This window comes from Shewanella psychromarinicola (genome assembly GCF_003855155.1).
Lineage (GTDB): Bacteria > Pseudomonadota > Gammaproteobacteria > Enterobacterales > Shewanellaceae > Shewanella > Shewanella psychromarinicola.
Window position 1 is genome coordinate 849,358 of the sequence record NZ_CP034073.1, and the last position, 20,816, is coordinate 870,173.

Annotated in this window: 11 protein-coding genes, 1 tRNA gene, 2 rRNA genes and 1 pseudogene; 6 read left to right on the forward strand and 9 right to left on the reverse strand. The window is 44.6% G+C overall.

Features of this window, described 5'->3' with window-relative positions:
* Positions 1–403: 403 nt before the first annotated feature.
* The 5 genes from argH to argC all read right to left on the reverse strand — a co-directional run bounded on the left by argH (position 404) and on the right by argC (position 5,920).
* Positions 404–1,768 (reverse strand): argininosuccinate lyase, encoded by a 1,365-nt coding sequence (argH, locus tag EGC80_RS03610; protein ID WP_124012769.1) that lies wholly within the window; start codon positions 1,766–1,768, stop codon positions 404–406.
* A gap of 142 nt (positions 1,769–1,910) precedes the next feature.
* The gene (locus tag EGC80_RS03615; protein ID WP_101033230.1) at positions 1,911–3,134 is read right to left on the reverse strand and encodes an argininosuccinate synthase; all 1,224 of its coding nucleotides are present in this window, start codon (positions 3,132–3,134) and stop codon (positions 1,911–1,913) included.
* Positions 3,135–3,209: 75 nt separating this feature from the next.
* Positions 3,210–4,115: an ornithine carbamoyltransferase gene (locus EGC80_RS03620; protein WP_101033231.1), complete on the reverse strand. Its 906-nt coding sequence runs from the start codon at positions 4,113–4,115 to the stop codon at positions 3,210–3,212.
* A gap of 14 nt (positions 4,116–4,129) precedes the next feature.
* Positions 4,130–4,909 carry an acetylglutamate kinase gene (gene argB / locus EGC80_RS03625; protein WP_124012770.1) on the reverse strand — a complete coding sequence of 260 codons (780 nt, stop codon included), beginning with the start codon at positions 4,907–4,909 and terminating at the stop codon, positions 4,130–4,132.
* 30 nt (positions 4,910–4,939) lie between these two features.
* Positions 4,940–5,920, reverse strand: coding sequence for an N-acetyl-gamma-glutamyl-phosphate reductase (gene argC, locus EGC80_RS03630; protein WP_124012771.1), 981 nt, complete (start codon positions 5,918–5,920; stop codon positions 4,940–4,942).
* Positions 5,921–6,181: 261 nt separating this feature from the next.
* Here argC and argE point away from each other — a divergent pair, with 261 nt between their 5' ends.
* The 4 genes from argE (at position 6,182) to EGC80_RS03650 (ending at position 13,915) form a co-directional block, all read left to right on the forward strand.
* Positions 6,182–7,333 carry an acetylornithine deacetylase gene (argE, locus tag EGC80_RS03635; RefSeq protein WP_124012772.1) on the forward strand — a complete coding sequence of 384 codons (1,152 nt, stop codon included), beginning with the start codon at positions 6,182–6,184 and terminating at the stop codon, positions 7,331–7,333.
* 152 nt (positions 7,334–7,485) lie between these two features.
* A complete protein-coding gene (gene ppc / locus EGC80_RS03640) occupies positions 7,486–10,134 on the forward strand; it encodes a phosphoenolpyruvate carboxylase (RefSeq protein ID WP_124012773.1) in 2,649 nt (882 codons plus the stop codon).
* Positions 10,131–10,670 carry a DUF1439 domain-containing protein gene (locus EGC80_RS03645; RefSeq protein ID WP_124012774.1) on the forward strand — a complete coding sequence of 180 codons (540 nt, stop codon included), beginning with the start codon at positions 10,131–10,133 and terminating at the stop codon, positions 10,668–10,670. Before ppc ends, EGC80_RS03645 begins: the two co-directional genes overlap by 4 nt.
* Before the next feature lie 182 nt (positions 10,671–10,852).
* A complete protein-coding gene (locus EGC80_RS03650) occupies positions 10,853–13,915 on the forward strand; it encodes a DUF2339 domain-containing protein (protein WP_308199778.1) in 3,063 nt (1,020 codons plus the stop codon).
* A gap of 56 nt (positions 13,916–13,971) precedes the next feature.
* Here EGC80_RS03650 and EGC80_RS03655 read toward each other — a convergent pair whose 3' ends face one another.
* Positions 13,972–15,246, reverse strand: coding sequence for a CinA family nicotinamide mononucleotide deamidase-related protein (locus tag EGC80_RS03655; protein ID WP_124013003.1), 1,275 nt, complete (start codon positions 15,244–15,246; stop codon positions 13,972–13,974).
* A gap of 547 nt (positions 15,247–15,793) precedes the next feature.
* Between EGC80_RS03655 and EGC80_RS03660 the strand changes: the two genes are divergently transcribed.
* Positions 15,794–16,862 (forward strand): IS630 family transposase gene (locus EGC80_RS03660; protein WP_407695562.1). Its coding sequence is split into 2 segments (ribosomal slippage): positions 15,794–16,297 and positions 16,299–16,862, totalling 1,068 coding nucleotides; the frame shifts between segments, so codons are not numbered across the junction.
* An 11-nt stretch (positions 16,863–16,873) separates the two neighbouring features.
* A pseudogene (locus tag EGC80_RS03665) lies at positions 16,874–17,023 on the forward strand (IS630 family transposase); the annotation flags it as partial.
* 78 nt (positions 17,024–17,101) lie between these two features.
* Here the strand turns inward: EGC80_RS03665 and EGC80_RS03670 are convergent.
* The 3 genes from EGC80_RS03670 to EGC80_RS03680 form a co-directional block, all read right to left on the reverse strand.
* Positions 17,102–17,178, reverse strand: a tRNA-Asp gene (locus tag EGC80_RS03670).
* Between the two features lie 103 nt (positions 17,179–17,281).
* A 5S ribosomal RNA gene (gene rrf, locus EGC80_RS03675) occupies positions 17,282–17,397 on the reverse strand.
* Between the two features lie 192 nt (positions 17,398–17,589).
* A 23S ribosomal RNA gene (locus tag EGC80_RS03680) occupies positions 17,590–20,493 on the reverse strand.
* Positions 20,494–20,816: the final 323 nt, after the last annotated feature.

Consider the following 20,816-nt stretch of genomic DNA (forward strand, 5'->3'; position numbering starts at 1 on the left):
GCCTAGCACATAGGGCCTTTGCGTTGGGCTAATGCACCTTTATACACTTTAAGATCCATCAACACTGACCTTCCCCCTGCAAGCTCACGGTGTAACGTTGCACTAACGCCATTAACCCGTCACCCTTTCACTTCAAACGTAATGAATAGGATCTGAAAAACTAAAGCGATATTTAGGCCGCATAATGCTGGCGCGGGCGCCATAGTGTAATAACACAGACTGGAAATATAGGCATTAGGATTGAGCAAGTAACTATCATCAACCGACAGCAGCATTGAATAAGAGGACAAGGTTCACTCGCTAGCGTAACCCTCGGCCATGAGTGATTAACACAAAAAAGCCCTGCCGACTTATGTCCACAGGGCTTTTATAGGCAGTCGTCCAGCGTCGAACGATGCAAAGATTAAGCTTTTTTAGCCGCTATCGCTGCTTGAACTTGGTTAATAGCAGTGCCACCTAATACGTCACGTTTTTCTAAACAGGCTTCAATAGTCAAGTTAGGATACACGTCATCGCTGATCACCTTGGCAAACGGCTGTAACTCAGCCACGGTGAGATCTTCAATCGGCTTTTGCTGAGCAATAGCAAATACCACCACTTCACCCACCACGTGATGTGCTTCACGGAACGGCATACCTTTAGCCACAAGGTAATCAGCTAGTTCTGTTGCATTAGCATAGCCTTGTTGTGCGGCCACCAGCGCTTGTGGACGGTTCACTTTTAAGCCGGACAACACTAAAGCCGCCATATCTAAACAAATAGCCCAGCTGTCGACCACATCAAACAAGCCTTCTTTGTCTTCTTGCATATCTTTGTTATACGCCAATGGCAGGGCTTTCATGGTGGTCAAAATGCCCATTAAACTGCCATAAACACGGCCTGTTTTACCACGAATAAGCTCTAATGCATCGGGATTTTTCTTTTGTGGCATCAATGACGAGCCAGAGGTCACTTCGTCAGCCAATGAGATAAAATTAGCTTCGCCAGAGTTGAAGAAAATTAAGTCTTCGGCCATGCGGCTTAAATGCATCATGCTGATTGATGCTGCGCTGCATAATTCAACCACATGGTCGCGATCTGACACACTGTCTAAGCTGTTTAAGGTTGGGCGAGCAAAGTTTAACGCTGATGCGAGCGCATGACGATCAATCGGATAGGCGGTACCCGCTAACGCACCTGAACCTAATGGGCAGGTATCGGCACGATTAAGCGCATCTTGCAGGCGGCTAATATCACGCTCATACATTTCCACATAGGCTAACGCCCAATGACCAAAGGTGATCGGCTGTGCACGCTGTAAATGGGTGTAACCCGGCATAACCGCATCAACTTCACGTTCAGCAAGGGCAACTAACTCTGCATGCAATGTACCTAAACGTACCAGCAAAGCTGCACCTTCTTTTTTACACCATAGCTTTAAATCAGTCGCGACTTGGTCATTACGAGAACGACCTGTATGCAGTTTTTTTCCTAAGTCACCGACTTTGGCAATCAACTTTTGTTCAACAAAGCTGTGAATATCTTCCGCGCCGTTGCTGATAATGGCCTGTGGATCATTACCCACTTCCACCAGCAGTTCATTTAAAGCCGCTTTTAAGTCGATACATTCTTTAGCCGTAATAATCCCGACACTGGCAATAGCGTCTGCCCATGCGATAGAGCCGACAACATCTTGTTCAAATAAGCGGTAATCCACTGGCAGTGAGTCATTAAATAATTTGAAAAGTGCACTGGTTTCGCCCTGAAATCTTCCGCCCCATAATGCCATTTCGGTATCCTCTTTTTCGATATTACAATTCAATGATGTCGGTGTAGTTGATATCAACTTTGTTATAATCACTTTTTTAAAAATGAGCAAAAGTGATTATAAGAAAGGCGCTTTGCAGCGCCTTATATTGTTTGCTTACTGTCTATTTAGCGTTTAGCGCGCGAATACGGCTTGGTAACGAATATAAACGAATAAAGCCTTCAGCGTGTTTTTGATCGTACACGTCATCTTCACCAAAGGTGGCAAAAGATTCTGAATACAAGCTGTTTGGCGAACGTTTTTTAACAGCCGTTGCTTGGCCTTTGTAAAGCTTAATGACCACATCACCGTTAACCGATTCGGCTAATGATTCAGATGCAGCAATAAGTGATTTACATAATGGTGTAAACCAACGACCGTCATACACTAGGTGTGACATTTGGGCGGCAATTTGCTCGCGCCACGTACGGCTGGTTTTGTCCAAGACTAATTCTTCAATGGCACGAAGACCGGCAAACATTACCGTTCCACCTGGGGTTTCGTAACAGCCACGTGATTTCATCCCTACAAGACGGTTTTCGGTAATGTCGATACGACCTACACCGTGTTTACCTGCGATGTCGTTTAACGTCATTAATGCAGCATATGGCGATAAAGCTTCATCGTTTACATGAGTAATACGGCCATGTTTAACGCCTAACGACACATATTCTGGCTCGTTTGGCGCATCTTCTGGGGCAACGGTTAACGTCCATACGCCTTTTGATGGCTCGTTCCACGGATCTTCTAACTCGCCACCTTCGTGGGAAATATGCCATGCGTTTGCATCACGGCTATAAATTTTAGTCGCTGAAGCTGCGGTTTTAATATTACGCTCTGCGAGGTAATCCAGTAAGTCTTCGCGGCTACGCATTTCCCACTCACGCCAAGGCGCAATCACTTTTAAGTCTGGTGCTAATGCCGCAAAACAACCTTCAAAGCGTACCTGGTCATTGCCTTTGCCGGTACAGCCATGGCATACCGCGTCAGCGCCAACTTTACGGGCCACTTCAACTTGCGCTTTGGCAATGATTGGACGCGCCATTGAAGTGCCGAGTAAATAGGTACCTTCGTAAATAGCACCCGTTGCGATAGTGGGGTAAATGTAATCTGCCACCAACTCTTCTTTTAAGTCAACGATATAACATTCGCTGGCACCTGAGGCTAACGCCTTTTCAGTTAAGCCCACTAACTCTTCTTCACCTTGGCCTACGTCGGCACAGAATGCGACGATTTCGCAGTTATCATAGGTTTCTTTTAGCCACGGGATAATGGCTGAGGTGTCTAACCCACCAGAATACGCCAATACCACTTTTTTAACGCCGGTTTTTTTCACTGCATTAGACATGTTTATTTCCTAAAATCGATTACGTATATAGTTAATTTAATAACGCCAACGGCACTATTGACTTATATAATGAGACTAACTTAATAAGGTGACTAATACTGCATTTTGCGCATGCATACGGTTTTCTGCTTGATGTAAAACCAATGAACCTTCACCGTCCATCACCTCGTCGGTCACTTCCACGCCGCGATGCGCAGGCAAGCAGTGCATAAAGAATTTAGCCCCAGCTTTAGCCATTAACGCACGGTTGACTTGATACGGTGCAAAACGGGCTTTTATATCCGCCAGCGGTGTTTCATCACCCATTGAAATCCACGTATCCGTATAAATAGCATCGTGGCCTTCTATGGCATTAATGTCAGCACTTAAGGTCAATTTGCCACCATTTTTTTGTGCTAAAGCTTGTGCTTCGCTGACGATTGATGCGTCAGGGAACGCGCCCTCAGGGCAAATCACTGTCATCGTTAGGCCCAAAATAGCCGCACCGTAAATGAGTGAGTGTGTCACATTGTTACCATCGCCCACATAAGCCAGTTTAGCTTGGCTCACATCATCAAACTGCTCGGCTAACGTTAAAAAGTCAGCAAGTGCTTGGCACGGATGGTACAAGTCTGACAAGGCATTAATAACAGGTACGCTGCCATGTTCAGCTAATTGCTCAATCGTGGTATGCGAGTAGGTTCTAGCCACAATAGCATCGGCCCAACATGAAATGTTAGTGGCAAAGTCAGCAACCGATTCGCGTTGGCCCAAGGCACCATTTTGTTGATCTAAGTATAAGCAATGACCACCTAATTTATTAATGCCAATATCAAAACTGACTCGGGTACGCAATGATGGTTTTTCAAATAGCATCACAACGCTTTTACCATCTAAGGCGCGACGGTACTCAGCAGGGGTGTTCTTAATTTTTTTAGCCAGTTCAATGATGGCTAAAAGCTGAGATTGAGTTAACTCTTTTATCGACAATAGGTGCTGCATAGACTACTACTCCATTAAGGTTGTATTTGAGTCCCGACGGACCCACCTTTGACTAAGGTTTTTAACTGTTCAGCATCACGCCACGAAGCAATCTGCACGGGTTTCCCCATCCATTGCGCGACTTCTAATGCGGCTTCCACTTTAACTTTCATGCCTTTTTCAATCACCCCTTGGGCGACTAAGTATTCAATTTCACTTTTATTTAAGCAGTTAATTAACTGGCCTTTACCGTCTAATACGCCCGACACATCTGACAATAAAACTAAGGTGCCATTAACCAATTTAGCTAACGCAGTTGCCGCTTGGTCAGCATTAACGTTTAACATTTTACCTTGGCTAGAAATGGCAATGGAGCTACAAATTGGCATCCAACCTTGGCCTAAAATAAAGTTTAAATAGGTGGCGTCTTTTGGCTCAACTTCACCAACGAGGCCTAAACGCTCATCTTTAATTTTGGCACTTACCGTGTTGCCATCGCCTAGGCTCATGCCCACACTCACAATACCCGCTTTAGCAGCCGCGGCTTGTAGAATTTTGTTCGATGTGCCCGCTAATGCACCAACCACAATAGGAATTTGGTCTTCTGGCGTGACACGTAAACCATCGAGCTTAATGGTTTCTTTACCATTAGCGGCTAACTGTTCGTCAACTAGGCAACCACCGCCATGGACTAATATGACTTGCTGACCTGCAGCAAGCATTTCTGCTGCGGCTGTCATTAAACGCGCAATACCCATTTCGCACTGGAGTAATGCACCACCCACTTTTAATACTAATACAGATTTTGTCGCCATGATTCTTATTCCTTTACTAATGCGATCCGATTACACACCGAAATGGATTTTAATGCACTGTAGCCCTTGGCTCGCAGCACCTTTCATTAAATTATCAATCGCACTGGCGACCACTAAATAACCGCTATTGGCATCATATTTCCAACCTAAATGACAATTTGGTGTATTGACGACATCATCCACTTTAGGAAATTGATTATGCTTTACCGTCACGATGGGTGCGTTGTCATACACGCTATACGCTTTGATCACATCGGCTTCGGTGGTACCTGGTTTTAGTTGTACGGTTATCGTCGCTAAAATACCACGCTTAAAGTTACCTAAATGCGGCGTAAAGATCACTTCTTGGCCTAAATGTATGGCAATTTCAGGCTGGTGTCTGTGGCCTAACACACCGTATGGCGTTAAGCTGACTTCGCAAAAATTAGTGTGCAGTTGCGCTTTACGACCCGCACCAGTGACACCACTAACGGCATTAATCACCGGATACATCGAGGTTAATAATGACTTTAATGGTTTTAATGCAGTGAGCGACGCTGTGGGGTAACAACCTGGCACAGCAATCATTCTGGTTTGTTTAATCTGCTCGCTATGCCACTCTGCTAGACCATATACCGCCTGAGCTAATACGTCAGGATGAGTATGCTCAAAGCCGTACCATTTAGGATACTGTGCCACATCAGCAAAACGATATGCACCGCTTAAGTCGAACACTGCCAGACCTTGGTGGTAAAACCATGCGGCAAGCTCTAGGCTCACTGAATGCTCAGTCGCTAATACCACGGCATCGGCTTCGGCAACGATTCGCTTTTTAGCCTCATCGGATAGCGGCGAAAGCGTGTAAGCCATGTGGCTATATGTAGGGTATAAGTCGGCTAATTTACGACCTTTATCTACACTATTTTCCGACACATACAACCCTTGAACGCTGAGATTGCAGTCTGCGTTAATCAACGAGGTGATTTGTGCACCTGTGTAACCACTGGCGCCAATAATTGCGATGCTTTTCATAAGTTTGTTTTCTTTTTGATAGTGATAGAAAGTGTCAGCATAGACTATGTAGACGGGATCCGTCTAATTTCGGACTATCGTCGCAGGACGTTCGCGTTGATTATTGATATAGTGGATTTAGCAGCGAGAAAGCACATATTTATTTTCATTTTTATCGTTCTATTTATGGTGTCGGTTAATGCTGTTTGCTAGACTACCACACAATATTAATTATGCAATATATGTGAATAAGTATTTTAAATATTATTTTTAGGATAACCCATGAGCACACTCCCAAATCTAAAAAGTTGTTTTACACAGCTGATTGCAGCGCCATCAGTCAGTGCAATCGAAGCTGAAGACGATATGAGTAACCATGCAGTTATCAACTTGTTGCAAAACTGGTTTAGCGAGCTTGGTTTTGAATGTGAAACGCCTACAGTAGAAGATTCACGTAACAAGCAAAATCTTATTGCTAGAATAGGTTCTGGCAGCGGCGGGTTATTATTAGCAGGCCATACCGATACCGTACCATTTGACGAAGGCCTCTGGAGCCAGAGCCCATTTGAGATGGTTGAAAAAGATAATCGCTGGTATGGTTTAGGCACCTGTGACATGAAAGGCTTTTTTGCACTAGTGCTTGAAGCATTAAAAGACATGCCACTGGACCAATTTAAACGCCCGTTGACTATTTTTGCCAGCGCGGATGAAGAGACCACCATGAGCGGTGCCAAAGCGTTCGCCGATTCCAAAGCAGTGGCCCCTGATTATGCGGTTATTGGTGAACCCACCAGCTTAAAACCTGTCTATATGCATAAAGGTCACTTAGCTCAAGGGATCCGTGTGATTGGTCGCAGTGGCCATTCATCAGATCCAGCGCGCGGCCTCAATGCCATTGAAGTTATGCATAAAGTTATTAGTCAGCTAATGACACTAAAACAGCACCTAAGTGAAAATTATCGCGAAGATGCATTTACAGTGCCTTACCCAACAATGAACTTTGGCCATATTCATGGTGGTGATGCTGCCAACCGTATTTGTGGCTGCTGCGATTTACACTTAGATATTCGCCCATTACCTGGCATGGAGTTAGCTGAACTCGAATTAATGGTATTGAACTACTTATCCGATATCAGTAAGGAGTATCCTGGTAGCATTAGTGTCAGTACTTTGTACCCAGGTGCAGAATCGTTTGCTGGAAAAGCAGATAATCCGTGGACCAAATTGGTGGCAGAGTTATCTGGACATGATGCCGAAGTGGTGAACTATTCAACCGAGGCCCCCTATATTAATAAACTGGGCTGCCAAACCTTAGTATTGGGCCCAGGGAGTATTAACCAAGCTCATCAGCCAGACGAATTTATTGGCTTAGAATACCTAACGCCCACGGTCGAGTTAATTAAGAAAATGATTTATCACGCATGTATGAAGTAATCGTCTCGGTTAGGTTTTTTTAATCATATAAATGTAATATTTTTACGAAATAAAATTACTAAACACACCACCCGTGTATTGACCGATATTGATACGCTGGGTATTGTAATGGTTGAGTATTGACAAAGTAGTTCTTTTTTTGGGGAGTTAGTATGACAGAGCAAACGGCAGATATGTATGCGTCACTTCGATCAAATGTAGGAAATTTAGGTCAGATATTAGGTGAAACGATGCAAAACCATTTAGGTGGTGCATTTTTAGAAAAAGTAGAACAAATTCGTATTTTAGCCAAGAAATCTCGCCAGGGTGACGAAGCCTCTCGCGAGCAAATGCTCGCATTATTAACGGCTTTACCTGACGAAGAACTGGTGCCTTTCGCTAAAGCCTTCAACCAATTTTTAAATTTAGCCAATATCGCAGAACAATTTCATACCATTAGCCGCAATTGCGACGAGCTCGTGTGCGTGCCCGATCCAGTAGAGCAGTTACTCGGACACATGCTGGATACCGATTTAGACAAAAAAGATGTCATTGAGTGCTTAAAAGATTTAGACATCGATTTAGTATTAACCGCGCATCCAACAGAAATTTCACGTCGTACGTTAATTCAAAAGTACGCTGGGGTAGTTGATTGCTTAACCGAGCAAGAGAACAAACAGCTAACGGAGCGCGAACGCAGACAAAGCACCCTGCGTCTTCGTCAACTTATTGCCCAAATTTGGCATACCAACGAAATCCGCAGCGAACGCCCTACACCCGTTGATGAAGCTCGCTGGGGGTTAAGCACTATCGAAACCTCATTGTGGCAGGCTATCCCTGATTTTTTGCGTCAACTCAATGATCAAGTTGAACAAAAAACCGGACAACAGCTGCCTATCGATGTATGTCCAGTCAGATTTTCAAGTTGGATGGGCGGCGATCGTGATGGCAACCCATTTGTGACTTCAATCGTTACCCAAGAGGTACTCGACCGTAATCGCCATGCTGCAGCAAGACTGTACTTAAAAGATATTGTAACCTTGCTTGGCGAACTTTCGATGGATCAAGCTAATGCTGAATTATCAGCGTTAACCGACAACAGCAAAGAACCGTACCGCGATGTATTACGCCAATTGCGTGGTCAATTACGTAACACCATCGATTACCTTAATGCCCGACTTGAAGGCAAAAAACCAGACATAGATACCAGCGAGCTGATTTGGCACAAAACTGATTTACTGCAACCACTAGAGCTACTTTACAAAAGCTTATCCGATTGCGGTATGAAGTTGATCGCCAATGGACTATTACTCGACATCCTGCGCCGTTTAGCGTGTTTTGGTATTCACATGCTACGCCTAGATATTCGTCAAGATGCATCACGCCACAGTGACGTAATAGCTGAACTTACCCGTTATTTGGGCATGGGCGACTACAATCATTGGGACGAAAATGAAAAACAAGCCTTTTTACTGCGCGAATTAACCAGTAAACGTCCGCTCATCCCAGTAAACTGGCAACCTAGCGATGACGTCGCAGAAGTCATCAGAACCTGTGCTTTAGTCGCACAACAGCCAGTAAATGCATTAGGGTCATACGTGATATCAATGGCCAGCAAACCGTCTGATGTATTGGCCGTATTATTACTACTAAAAGAAGCCGGTTGCACTAACCCGATGCATGTAGTGCCGTTATTTGAAACCTTAGCCGATTTAGAGAGTGCAGCTGATTGCATGACTTCGCTACTGAACATTGATTGGTATCGAGGTTATACCAAAGGTATGCAAGAAGTCATGATTGGTTATTCTGACTCCGCTAAAGATGCCGGCGTAATGGCAGCGGCTTGGGCACAATACCGTGCACAAGAACAATTAGTTGCGGTGTGTAAAAAAGCCGACGTTAAATTAATGTTGTTCCATGGTCGTGGCGGTTCAATCGGTCGTGGCGGCGGACCGGCTCATAAAGCGATTTTATCGCAGCCACCAGGCTCGGTTGATGGCCGTATCCGCGTGACAGAACAAGGCGAAATGATCCGTTTTAAGTTTGGTTTACCTAAATTGGCAGTCCAAAGCTTAGCCCTATATACCTCAGCGGTGATGGAAGCGACATTATTACCGCCTCCTGAGCCTAAAAAAGCGTGGCGAGATTGCATGCAACGCATTGCTGAAGAGTCGGTGTTGCATTATCGCGGTATTGTTCGTGAGGAACCTGACTTTGTTGCGTATTTTAGAGCCGCCACACCAGAAGTTGAATTAGGAAAACTGCCATTAGGCAGTCGCCCAGCTAAACGAAAAGTCGACGGTGGTATTGAAAGCTTACGCGCCATTCCATGGATTTTCGCGTGGTCACAGAATCGCTTAATGTTACCGGCTTGGCTTGGCGCTGGCGAAGCATTACAAGATGCGGCAGATCGCGGCGAGCTTGAACTATTACGCGAGATGGAACAACAATGGCCATTCTTTGAAACCCGTATTTCGATGCTAGAAATGGTGTACACCAAAGCAGAGCCTAACTTGGCGAAATACTATGAGCTGTGTTTAGTTAAGCCAGAACTACATCATTTAGGTGTCAAACTACGTCAACGTCTGCAACTGGGCATTGACGCGGTATTGTCATTAACCCAAGCAACAGAGTTAATGTCACATACACCTTGGAGTCGTGAATCTGTTAAACTGCGCAACCCTTACATAGACCCTCTTAACTTTTTACAAACCGAGCTATTAGCCCGTACACGTAGAGAAGTTGAGCCGTCGGAGCATGTTCAGCTAGCATTAATGCTGACCATTGCCGGCGTAGCAGCAGGAATGAGAAACACTGGATGATACCCTTGATCAAAACCTTTGGGCTTGGACTGTTATTGTTACTGACTGGCTGTGCCAGTCAGTACAGCATCACCGAGTCGGAAATAGAGCAATACCTTAATAAAGACATGCACTTTGAAGTCAAGCAAGGCAACAAGTTAATTGGTGTCTCAGTGAAGCTCAATGACATGCAAGTGGTATTAGGCGCTAAACCCGATACCATGGCAGTCACGGCAGCAACGATTATTACTGTAAATAATCCGTTACTACCCATTCATGCCAAGCTGAAGACTACATTTGAAGCGGTGCCTTGGTATGACACTAATACCAAAAGCGTTTATCTGCGTCAGTTAGACTTAGTGAGGGTTGAGTCAGAACCCGCTGATATTGAGCGTTACATCAGCCAAGTTACCCCACAATTAATGGGTTTTTTACGTAATTACCTTGAAAACCAGCCAGTGTATACCTTAGACACTCGCGACAGTAATCAAGCATTAATGGCGAAAATGACTAAAGAAATTGCGGTGCAACAAGGTAAACTTGTAGTGAAATTTTAATGTTATTATCACAGTAATAGAAAGCACCTTAGGGTGCTTTTTTATTGCTTCAAACTTACCTACATGCACATAGTCTAGAAAGGCTGAACTTCTCAAGTCTCAGAAAACGGTGCATTTCCTAATCAATCAGAACCACGTACAATAACTTGGCAATATTGGAGTGCATAATAATCATGGGATAAATGATGCCGTTAATGGATGACGTAGCAAAACTAAAAGCACAGCTGGCGGAGCTGTCTTCACAGCAAGGCGCTCAACAAGCTGACTTAACTCGACAACTCGATCAGTTTAGCCAACAACTTGATGCATTAGCCCTGCAAGTGCAGGCGCAAAATAATAATGAACAACCAATAGCGTTGTCTGATGAAAACATACATGCACCTGTGCATAAGAGTCGACCAAACGATTCGAGCGGCAGTATCGTTGCCGATACACCTCAATACTCGTCTGCTGCTTGGGAGCGCCAATCGTTAGACACAAGTCATTCAGCGTCAACATCATCCATATCAGCACAACAAACTTCGGTAGTAACAAAGTCACCAGCCAGACAAAGCGCCTTAAGTGCAATGGTCGCTCAATTAGCTGAAGCCATCGGCGAGTTGAGTACTTCGGCGTTTTCACCCTTATCTGGGTTAACCGAACAAGCAAAAGAATTCTACCAACATTACCAAACTAAAGGATTAGGCCCAGTCTTTTTAATGACCGTTGCCGGCATTATCACGCTTACATTAGGCTTTGGCTATTTACTGCAGTTTTCAATTAATAATTGGTTTTCTGAGTTAGGTAAGGCCTTACTGGGCCTAGGTGTCGCCAATAGCATTATCGCTGGCGGCGTATTCATTCGTCAGAAACGTCCTGGCATGCAGGACTTTGGCTCTGGGCTTGTTGGCCTAGGACTTATTCTCAACTATATGTGTCTGTATTTTCTTGGGCCATATTTTAATCTTATTAGTGATATAGCCTGCTTTAGCTTGTTATTGCTTAATACGATATTGGGTTATGGCTTATCATTAAAACTCGACACCAAAGTGGTCGCAATTGTCGCCTTGCTTGGCGGTTCGCTGGCGCCGCTGATGTTACTTGATGGCGGCCAAACACCGTTATTATATTTACCCTACTTAATGCTTATCGGTATCTGCTCTATGGTACAAAGCCATAAGTTAGCCTGGCCGATGTTAATTGAAGTAACCGCACTGCTTCATATTGCCTGTATCCAAATACTCCGTTTATTTATTCCATTACCGTTTTCAATAATCGATTGGCAAACCGGCTTAGCATTGCTGATGATCAATGGCTTATTTTACCTCTATAGCATTGGCAGTTTGTTATTTATCATAAAATCGACGTTAACACCAAGGCTGCTAGCGGTTCCAATCGCACTCATGGTTTTTACTCTCTACACCCTAACGGAGTGGAGTGTATTTGCTGGTGAGCTATTTGCACTTAATGCTTTCCTTTGTGCACTATTGTATTGGGTGATTAAACGCGACAAGGATATTGGCGCTCTTTCTTTGGCCTTTGCGGGGAGTTTTGCAGGCTTTGCGGCTCTATTTTTACTCAGCGCTGAACTGATAGGTTTAGTATTGCTGCTAGAAGGTTTATTGTTATTGTGGATTGGCTGCAAACATCTGTTTAGCCCCATTCGAGCAGAAGCTTATGTATTACTAATGGTAGGTATAATCAGCAGCTTTATTCATGTTTTCGATGTGCTAGCTCAATCTCATTACAATGATGAAGGCATATTGGGTTATCAGGGTCTACTGACTCTATTGATGATCCTGACCTGCGCGATGACCTATTTAGCGCAAAAACTACTATCTCGACATAAAGCTGACTTAGTGAAATTCGAACACCTTGCGGTGCGATTTATTCATGAGTTACTTGGGGTACTTTATTCGGTCACGATACTACTCATCAGCTTTTTTATCACTGATGAATATTGGCTCAATACATTGCCACTTATTGGTTTATTACTTTTATACATGAGCGCTAAGCACACCTTACGTTTTAGTGAAGTATTAGCCTGGCTATGGCAACTGCCTTTATTAGGTGTAATCATTTTTGCCATGCTGGACGCCAATAGTCTTAGCTTTTCAGACCAAGCCCTGAATGCCAAGTTAGCCCGTATCGAACTGTTTGTGGGATTATTACTGGCCTATTATTGGTACCAAAAATACTATGCTGCTGCCAAGTTAATCCGCTTTGCTTACTATGTTCAGTTAGCTTGTTACTTAGCCTTACCGTTACTGTTATTACCCAAAATAGTTCGTAGCTACCCTGATTACATTGCTATTTATTTGTGGTTCAGTTGTATTGTGAGTGTTGGTTTAGCGTATTTTGTTAACCACAAAAGTCTTCGTTATGAAGCGCAAATACTCACAGTAATGGCAACCATAATCACCGCCGCTATGTGTCTGGCAGAGCAATGGCAAGGGCTTGTTGCATTAGTTTTAGGTTTACTCTTTGTTGGATTTATTACTTTACGCTATTTGCAATTCCCCACAAAATGGCAGCAAATTACCACCCTACAATGGCACCTTGGACCGTATTACATCGCCTTGGTGATGGCAGTATTAAGCCAAACGTTAACTAACTTACTGCATCCTTCATGGGCAATTACCGCATTAATAGTGTGTGGTTATTTCTGCATTATTACCGAAAGAAGCAATCGTGTCGGTCAACGTTTAAAGCAAGCCTTAGCGCCGAGTTATAGCTTGGCGTACTCTGCAATCTTTATCTGTGCCATTTTACCTATCGTGTTTCACAGTGAAGCACAGTTAACGTTAAACATTGATAGTTTGCTGACTAATTTAGCAGAGTTTGGAGTGCTCGTTTTATTAGGTCGATATTTACTAACAGCCAGATTAGGCATTAGGGCACACAGAAAAATTATCTCTTATATCGCGCTTAAGTGGGCTTGGCATGCTTTATTGGTGATAAGTTACCTATTATGGAGTTATCAATTCAACCTGAGTATTGCTGCGCCAATGAGTGCTGTGCTGCTGGTTGTGCATGCCTGTGTGGTGATGTTTATAAGCTTACGACCTAAGCAAGCAAGCCTAGTCAGGCTCGCTGCACTGCTATTCGCTTTGGCTTGTATAAAGGTGATATTTGTCGATATGGCGTCCTTTGAACTCATTCAAAAAATCGTCGCCTTTATTCTGATTGGGGTTATTTTACTGACAGTCGCTTACTTTTATCAAAAAGCTAAAAACAGCCAACCGTTGAACGAAGTTGAACCCTAGTCATTAAATCAAGCTTGCCTACCCTTTGTTTACGGGTAAGCAAACTTGTTATGCGACTATTTGGCGAAACGAGTTATAGCAGGATAATCGACTATTACAGCTTCTTCGAGTAACGCGCGGCGAAGCATATCGTAAGCAATCGCGGTACTCATACTGCGAACAAGCTGACGAGAACGCTTTGGTAATTTCACCATTTGGCTATACACGCTATGCTTTGTCGCAAGCGCTATTGCAACAGTCCCTACGGGTTTGTCATCAGAACCACCCTCAGGACCAGCAATACCGCTAGTGGCTAAAGCAAAGTCACTGTCTAAAATACCTCTTACACCTTGCGCCATAGCTTCAACAGTAGGAATGGAAACCGCACCATGATCGTCTAGTATCTGTGGATTAACACCCAATACCTTCACTTTAGACTCATTACTGTAAGTTACTAATCCATGGTGTAAATAAGAAGAGCTGCCAGCAAAGTCAATCAACTGACTGGTGATCATTCCGCCAGTACAAGACTCTGCCACACTTAAGCTCAAGCCTGACTGAAATAAACGATGATGAATTTCGGCTGCTAATGTAGGACGATTCTCCGCAACAACGGCACTTCCTAACAGAGTTTTTACCTGTTTAGTGACATCATCCAAATAGCGCATAGCCTTCTCACCACGGGCAAATATCTTAATTTCAATGTGCGGCATTGAAGAACGATACCCTAACTCGATACCCGCGGGTAATGTAAGTTCCGATAAAGTGTCTGCCAATGATGACTCACCATGACCAATCGTAAGTAACTTTTCTAGAGCCGATTTTTCAGCGACCCCATACTCTTTGGTGATAAAGGGAATAAACTGCTCAGTAATCATGTGTTTTAGCTCAAATGGCACACCTGGGGTAAAGAATAACCACGCATTATTCAATTTAACCCTAAAGCCGCAAGCAGTGCCAACGGGGTTATCGACCATAATCGCCGAGGCCGGTAACCAAGCTTGCTTTAAATTGCTTTTGGCCATCACTCGATTATTACGGGTAAACCAGTCTTCTAAATGTTCACGCCATTGCACATTCTCGACAAGATCTTCGCCCTTAGCCTTAGCCATCGCTAATGCTGACATATCGTCGCTGGTAGGCCCCAAACCACCATTAACAATGATCACATCAGCATGCTTGCTACGCTCTTGGAATACGGCAACAAGATCAGCTAAACGATCGCCAACTGTCACTCTGTGCTGCATTTCAATACCCATTTCCATCATGGTATTAGCAACCCAAGCAGCATTGGTATCTACTATCTGGCCTGATAACACTTCTTCGCCTGTGCAAATCATTTCTAACTTCATCATTATTCCTTATCACATCCAATTGGCACTAACTTAGGTGACCAATATGTGAATGGCAAGAAAATAGACCGAATTATAGAAAATTAGATAATAAGTAGATGAATGAATTACAACAATTCAACAGAAATTGCTCAAAATAATTAAATGAGATCACACAAATACTCTAGAGCAGATTTGAGCGAATAGAGACAAAAACACAGATTCTGTTGTGACTTACAATCCCCTAAGTGAATGATAATATTGCAATCTATAGATATTATTGGTCTGCAAGGTTAGTATTTTTATATGTTGAGGATCCGTTGTACGAGGCAAAGTGGGAGCTGATAGTAATGAGAATAACCCCGTATGCTTTCGGCGCACCAGACAGGCAGTTTTAGTGTGATCAGCCACTAAATTCGTCAATGATGGGAGTGAATGTCCAATAATAGAGGAAATATTGTTGGCTCAATTGAACAGCGAAGTTCACGCAGACAAAATGTCGTCGAGACTATAGATGATCGATAATGATCGCTCTATGATACCAATCCGCATTAAATTATGATCTAATATGCTCACCACTTTCAAATTATTTTATACTGTGAAAAACTACACATCTGTTGAGCTTGTTAAGCTATCAAAGTCAGAAAAAGACGCCCGTATGCGTATCCGCATATTGGCTGTTTCTTGCTTTCTGGAATGTCACAATCGCGCTCAAGTCGCTCGCCAATTAAAGGTTAGTCGTCGCAGTGTCAATGAATGGGTTAAAAACTACTTAAATACTGGCATTGATGGCTTGAAAGCCAATATGAATTCGACAAATGCTAATAAACTCGACGAACACCAAAAGCAGGTTCTTTATCAATATATAGATGAGTTTAGCCGCTCCGAACAGGGTGGACGATTAACGGGGTTAGACGTTCAATCACATATAGAGCAGCAGTTTGGCATCCATTATCATATTAACCATGTATATAAGGTACTAAAAAATATTGGCCTAAGCTGGATAACAAGTCGCTCTAAGCACCCAAAACAATCCTTAGCAGCCCAAGAAGATTTTAAAAAAACTCATTTCTAAAACGATCGCAACGATCCCTGTCTATATTCCTTTAGACACCGTCGATATTTGGTTTCAAGATGAGGCTCGATTTGGTCAACAAAATACCACCACGCGACTATGGGCAGCAAAAGGCTCGAGGCCAAGAGCGGTAAGGCAGCAACAATTTGAATATGCTTATCTTTTTGGTGCAGTTTGCCCTGCAACGGGTGCAACAGAAGCCTTGGTCACTCCATTTGTTAATAGGGCGGCTATGTGGCAACACTTAAAACAAATTTCAGAAGCAACTCATTCGGATAGGTATGCACTTGTTATCATTGATGGTGCAGGTTGGCATACGGATGATATAGCAAAAGAATTCAGTAATTTATCGGTCCTCAAATTACCACCCTATTCTCCGGAATTAAATCCCATTGAACAGGTATGGCAATGGCTAAGACAGCATTGTTTGGCAAATAGGTGTTTTGAAGGTTATGACGATATCGTTGAACAGTGTTGCCGCGCTTGGAATACGTTTATTCAGTGTAAGGACAGGGTAAAAAGTTTGTGCACACGAGACTGGGCCAATATGGGTAAAGTCTAATGCGGATTGGTATAAGACAGCATTGTTTGGCAAATAGGTGTTTTGAAGGTTATGACGATATCGTTGAACAGTGTTGCCGCGCTTGGAATACGTTTATTCAGTGTAAGGACAGGGTAAAAAGTTTGTGCACACGAGACTGGGCCAATATGGGTAAAGTCTAATGCGGATTGGTATGACTTGTATTTCACCAAATTTCAGATACAAAAAAGCCTCGTCATATGACGAGGCTTAGATGTAATTGGCGGAGTGGACGGGACTCGAACCCGCGACCCCCGGCGTGACAGGCCGGTATTCTAACCAACTGAACTACCACTCCTTTAGCAAATTGCTTACGCACGATGCTAAATGCTTTTTAAGTCGCTAGTGTGTCAGCACAAGGAGACTTGCTTTTTCAAGCTACTCTTTCGAGTAAATTAGGCGCCTGGAAATGACCTACTCTCGCATGGGGAGACCCCAAACTACCATCGGCGCGATTGCGTTTCACTTCTGAGTTCGGAATGGGATCAGGTGGTGCCACAATGCTATGGTTTCCAGACAAATTTGCATATCTACCGCCTTTAAGGCCGTAAATAATAATTCGGAAAGCTGATTTTTTTGAGTCTGCAAAACACTGTTTAAGCGCTCTATTCTAACACTAAGGTTATGCTCCCGGTCAGTACGACCTCCATGGAAGGAGGAAGTGCTAGAAAATGTCGGGAACATTTTCAGTAAAACCCATCTGGGTTGTATGGTTAAGCCTCACGGGTCATTAGTACAAGTTAGCTCAACGCCTCACAACGCTTACACACCTTGCCTATCAACGTAGTAGTCTCCTACGGCCCTTTAGAGAGCTTAAAGCTCTAGGGATGACTCATCTTAGGGCTCGCTTCCCGCTTAGATGCTTTCAGCGGTTATCGATCCCGAACGTAGCTACCGGGCAATGCCATTGGCATGACAACCCGAACACCAGCGGTTCGTCCACTCCGGTCCTCTCGTACTAGGAGCAGCTCCCTTCAATCATCCAACGCCCACGGCAGATAGGGACCGAACTGTCTCACGACGTTCTGAACCCAGCTCGCGTACCACTTTAAATGGCGAACAGCCATACCCTTGGGACCGACTTCAGCCCCAGGATGTGATGAGCCGACATCGAGGTGCCAAACACCGCCGTCGATATGAACTCTTGGGCGGTATCAGCCTGTTATCCCCGGAGTACCTTTTATCCGTTGAGCGATGGCCCTTCCATTCAGAACCACCGGATCACTATGACCTACTTTCGTACCTGCTCGACGTGTATGTCTCGCAGTTAAGCTGGCTTATGCCATTGCACTAACCGTACGATGTCCGACCGTACTTAGCCAACCTTCGTGCTCCTCCGTTACTCTTTGGGAGGAGACCGCCCCAGTCAAACTACCCACCAGGCACTGTCCCGAACCCCGATTAGGGGCCGCGGTTAGAACATCAAAACTACAAGGGTGGTATTTCAAGATTGACTCCACTCAGACTAGCGTCCAAGCTTCAAAGTCTCCCACCTATCCTACACATGTAGGTTCAATGTTCAGTGCCAAGCTATAGTAAAGGTTCACGGGGTCTTTCCGTCTAGCCGCGGGTATACGGCATCTTCACCGCAATTTCAACTTCACTGAGTCTCGGCTGGAGACAGCGTGGCCATCATTACGCCATTCGTGCAGGTCGGAACTTACCCGACAAGGAATTTCGCTACCTTAGGACCGTTATAGTTACGGCCGCCGTTTACCGGGGCTTCGATCATGAGCTTCTCCGAAGATAACCCAATCAATTAACCTTCCGGCACCGGGCAGGCGTCATACCGTATACGTCATCTTGCGATTTTGCACAGTACTGTGTTTTTGATAAACAGTTGCAGCCACCTGGTATCTGCGACTGCCAACAGCTTAAGGAGCAAGTCCTATCACCGTCGGCAGCGTACCTTCTCCCGAAGTTACGGTACCATTTTGCCTAGTTCCTTCAGCCGAGTTCTCTCAAGCGCCTTGGTATTCTCTACCCGACCACCTGTGTCGGTTTGGGGTACGATCCCCACTAACCTGAAGCTTAGAAGATTTTCCTGGAAGTATGGCATCAACTACTTCATCACCTTAGTGACTCGTCATCAGTCCTCAGTCTTGCAATTAAATGCGTATTCCCGGATTTGCCTAAGAATACAACCTACCACCTTAAACGCGGACTACCAACGCCGCGCTAGCCTAGCCTTCTCCGTCTCTCCATCGCAGTTAGTGAAGGTACAGAAATATTAATCTGTTTCCCATCGATTACGCCTTTCGGCCTCACCTTAGGGGTCGACTCACCCTGCCCCGATTAACGTTGGACAGGAACCCTTGGTCTTTCGGCGAGGGAGTTTTTCACTCCCTTTATCGTTACTCATGTCAGCATTCGCACTTCTGATACGTCCAGTGTGGGTTACCCCTTCACCTTCAACCGCTTACAGAACGCTCCTCTACCGCGCACTTCTAATGAAATGCACCCGTAGCTTCGGTGGTATGTTTAGCCCCGTTAAATCTTCCGCGCAGGCCGACTCGACTAGTGAGCTATTACGCTTTCTTTAAATGATGGCTGCTTCTAAGCCAACATCCTAGCTGTCTGAGCCTTCCCACATCGTTTCCCACTTAACATACACTTTGGGACCTTAGCTGACGGTCTGGGTTGTTTCCCTTTTGACAACGGACGTTAGCACCCGCTGTCTGTCTCCCGAGTAGTACTCATTGGTATTCGGAGTTTGCAAAGGGTTGGTAAGTCGGGATGACCCCCTAGCCTTAACAGTGCTCTACCCCCAATGGTATTCGCTCGAGGCGCTACCTAAATAGCTTTCGAGGAGAACCAGATATCTCCGAGTTTGATTGGCCTTTCACCCCCAGCCACAAGTCATCCGCTCATTTTTCAACATAAGTCGGTTCGGTCCTCCAGTTGATGTTACTCAACCTTCAACCTGCCCATGGCTAGATCACTCGGTTTCGGGTCTACACCTTGCAACTAAACGCGCAGTTAACACTCGGTTTCCCTACGGCTCCGCTATTCGCTTAACCTCGCTACAAAATGTAAGTCGCTGACCCATTATACAAAAGGTACGCAGTCACGGTCTCAAGAACCGCTCCCACTGCTTGTACGTACACGGTTTCAGGTTCTATTTCACTCCCCTCACAGGGGTTCTTTTCGCCTTTCCCTCACGGTACTGGTTCACTATCGGTCAGTCAGGAGTATTTAGCCTTGGAGGATGGTCCCCCCATATTCAAACAGGATGTCACGTGTCCCGCCTTACTCGTTTTCATCTACGGTTAGTTTTCATGTACGGGGCTATCACCCTGTGCCGCTGTGCTTTCCAACACATTCCACTAACACCCCATAGACTTAAGGGCTAATCCCCGTTCGCTCGCCGCTACTAGGGGAATCTCGGTTGATTTCTTTTCCTCTGGGTACTTAGATGTTTCAGTTCCCCAGGTTCGCCTCATAACGCTATGTATTCACGTTATGATGACCACTTATGTGGCCGGGTTTCCCCATTCGGATATCGTTAGCTCAAATGCTTATTACTAGCTCGCCAACGCTTTTCGCAAGTTATTACGTCCTTCATCGCCTCTGACTGCCAAGGCATCCACCGTATACGCTTGGTCACTTAACCATACAACCCAAATGAGTTTCACTTGCGTGAACCTCTGAGCCATATCATGACCAGCTGGTTTTTACTTGTCTCACCTCCGGGTAGGAAGTGGACTCGCCTTAGTTTTTTAGAATATTCAAGACACTTAAACAGTGTGTTGAGAACTCAAGATACTAATGCTTTCGCATCAGTATTATTTTTCGCACTAACGTAATCACACAAACGACAACGAATCATCATCTATGCGCCTTTAGTTAGTACTATCAGCTTTCCAAATTGTTAAAGAACAATGCTAACCGGCTGGCGGCGCATTTCACTCTACTTCCGAAGAAGTTAACAAGTAA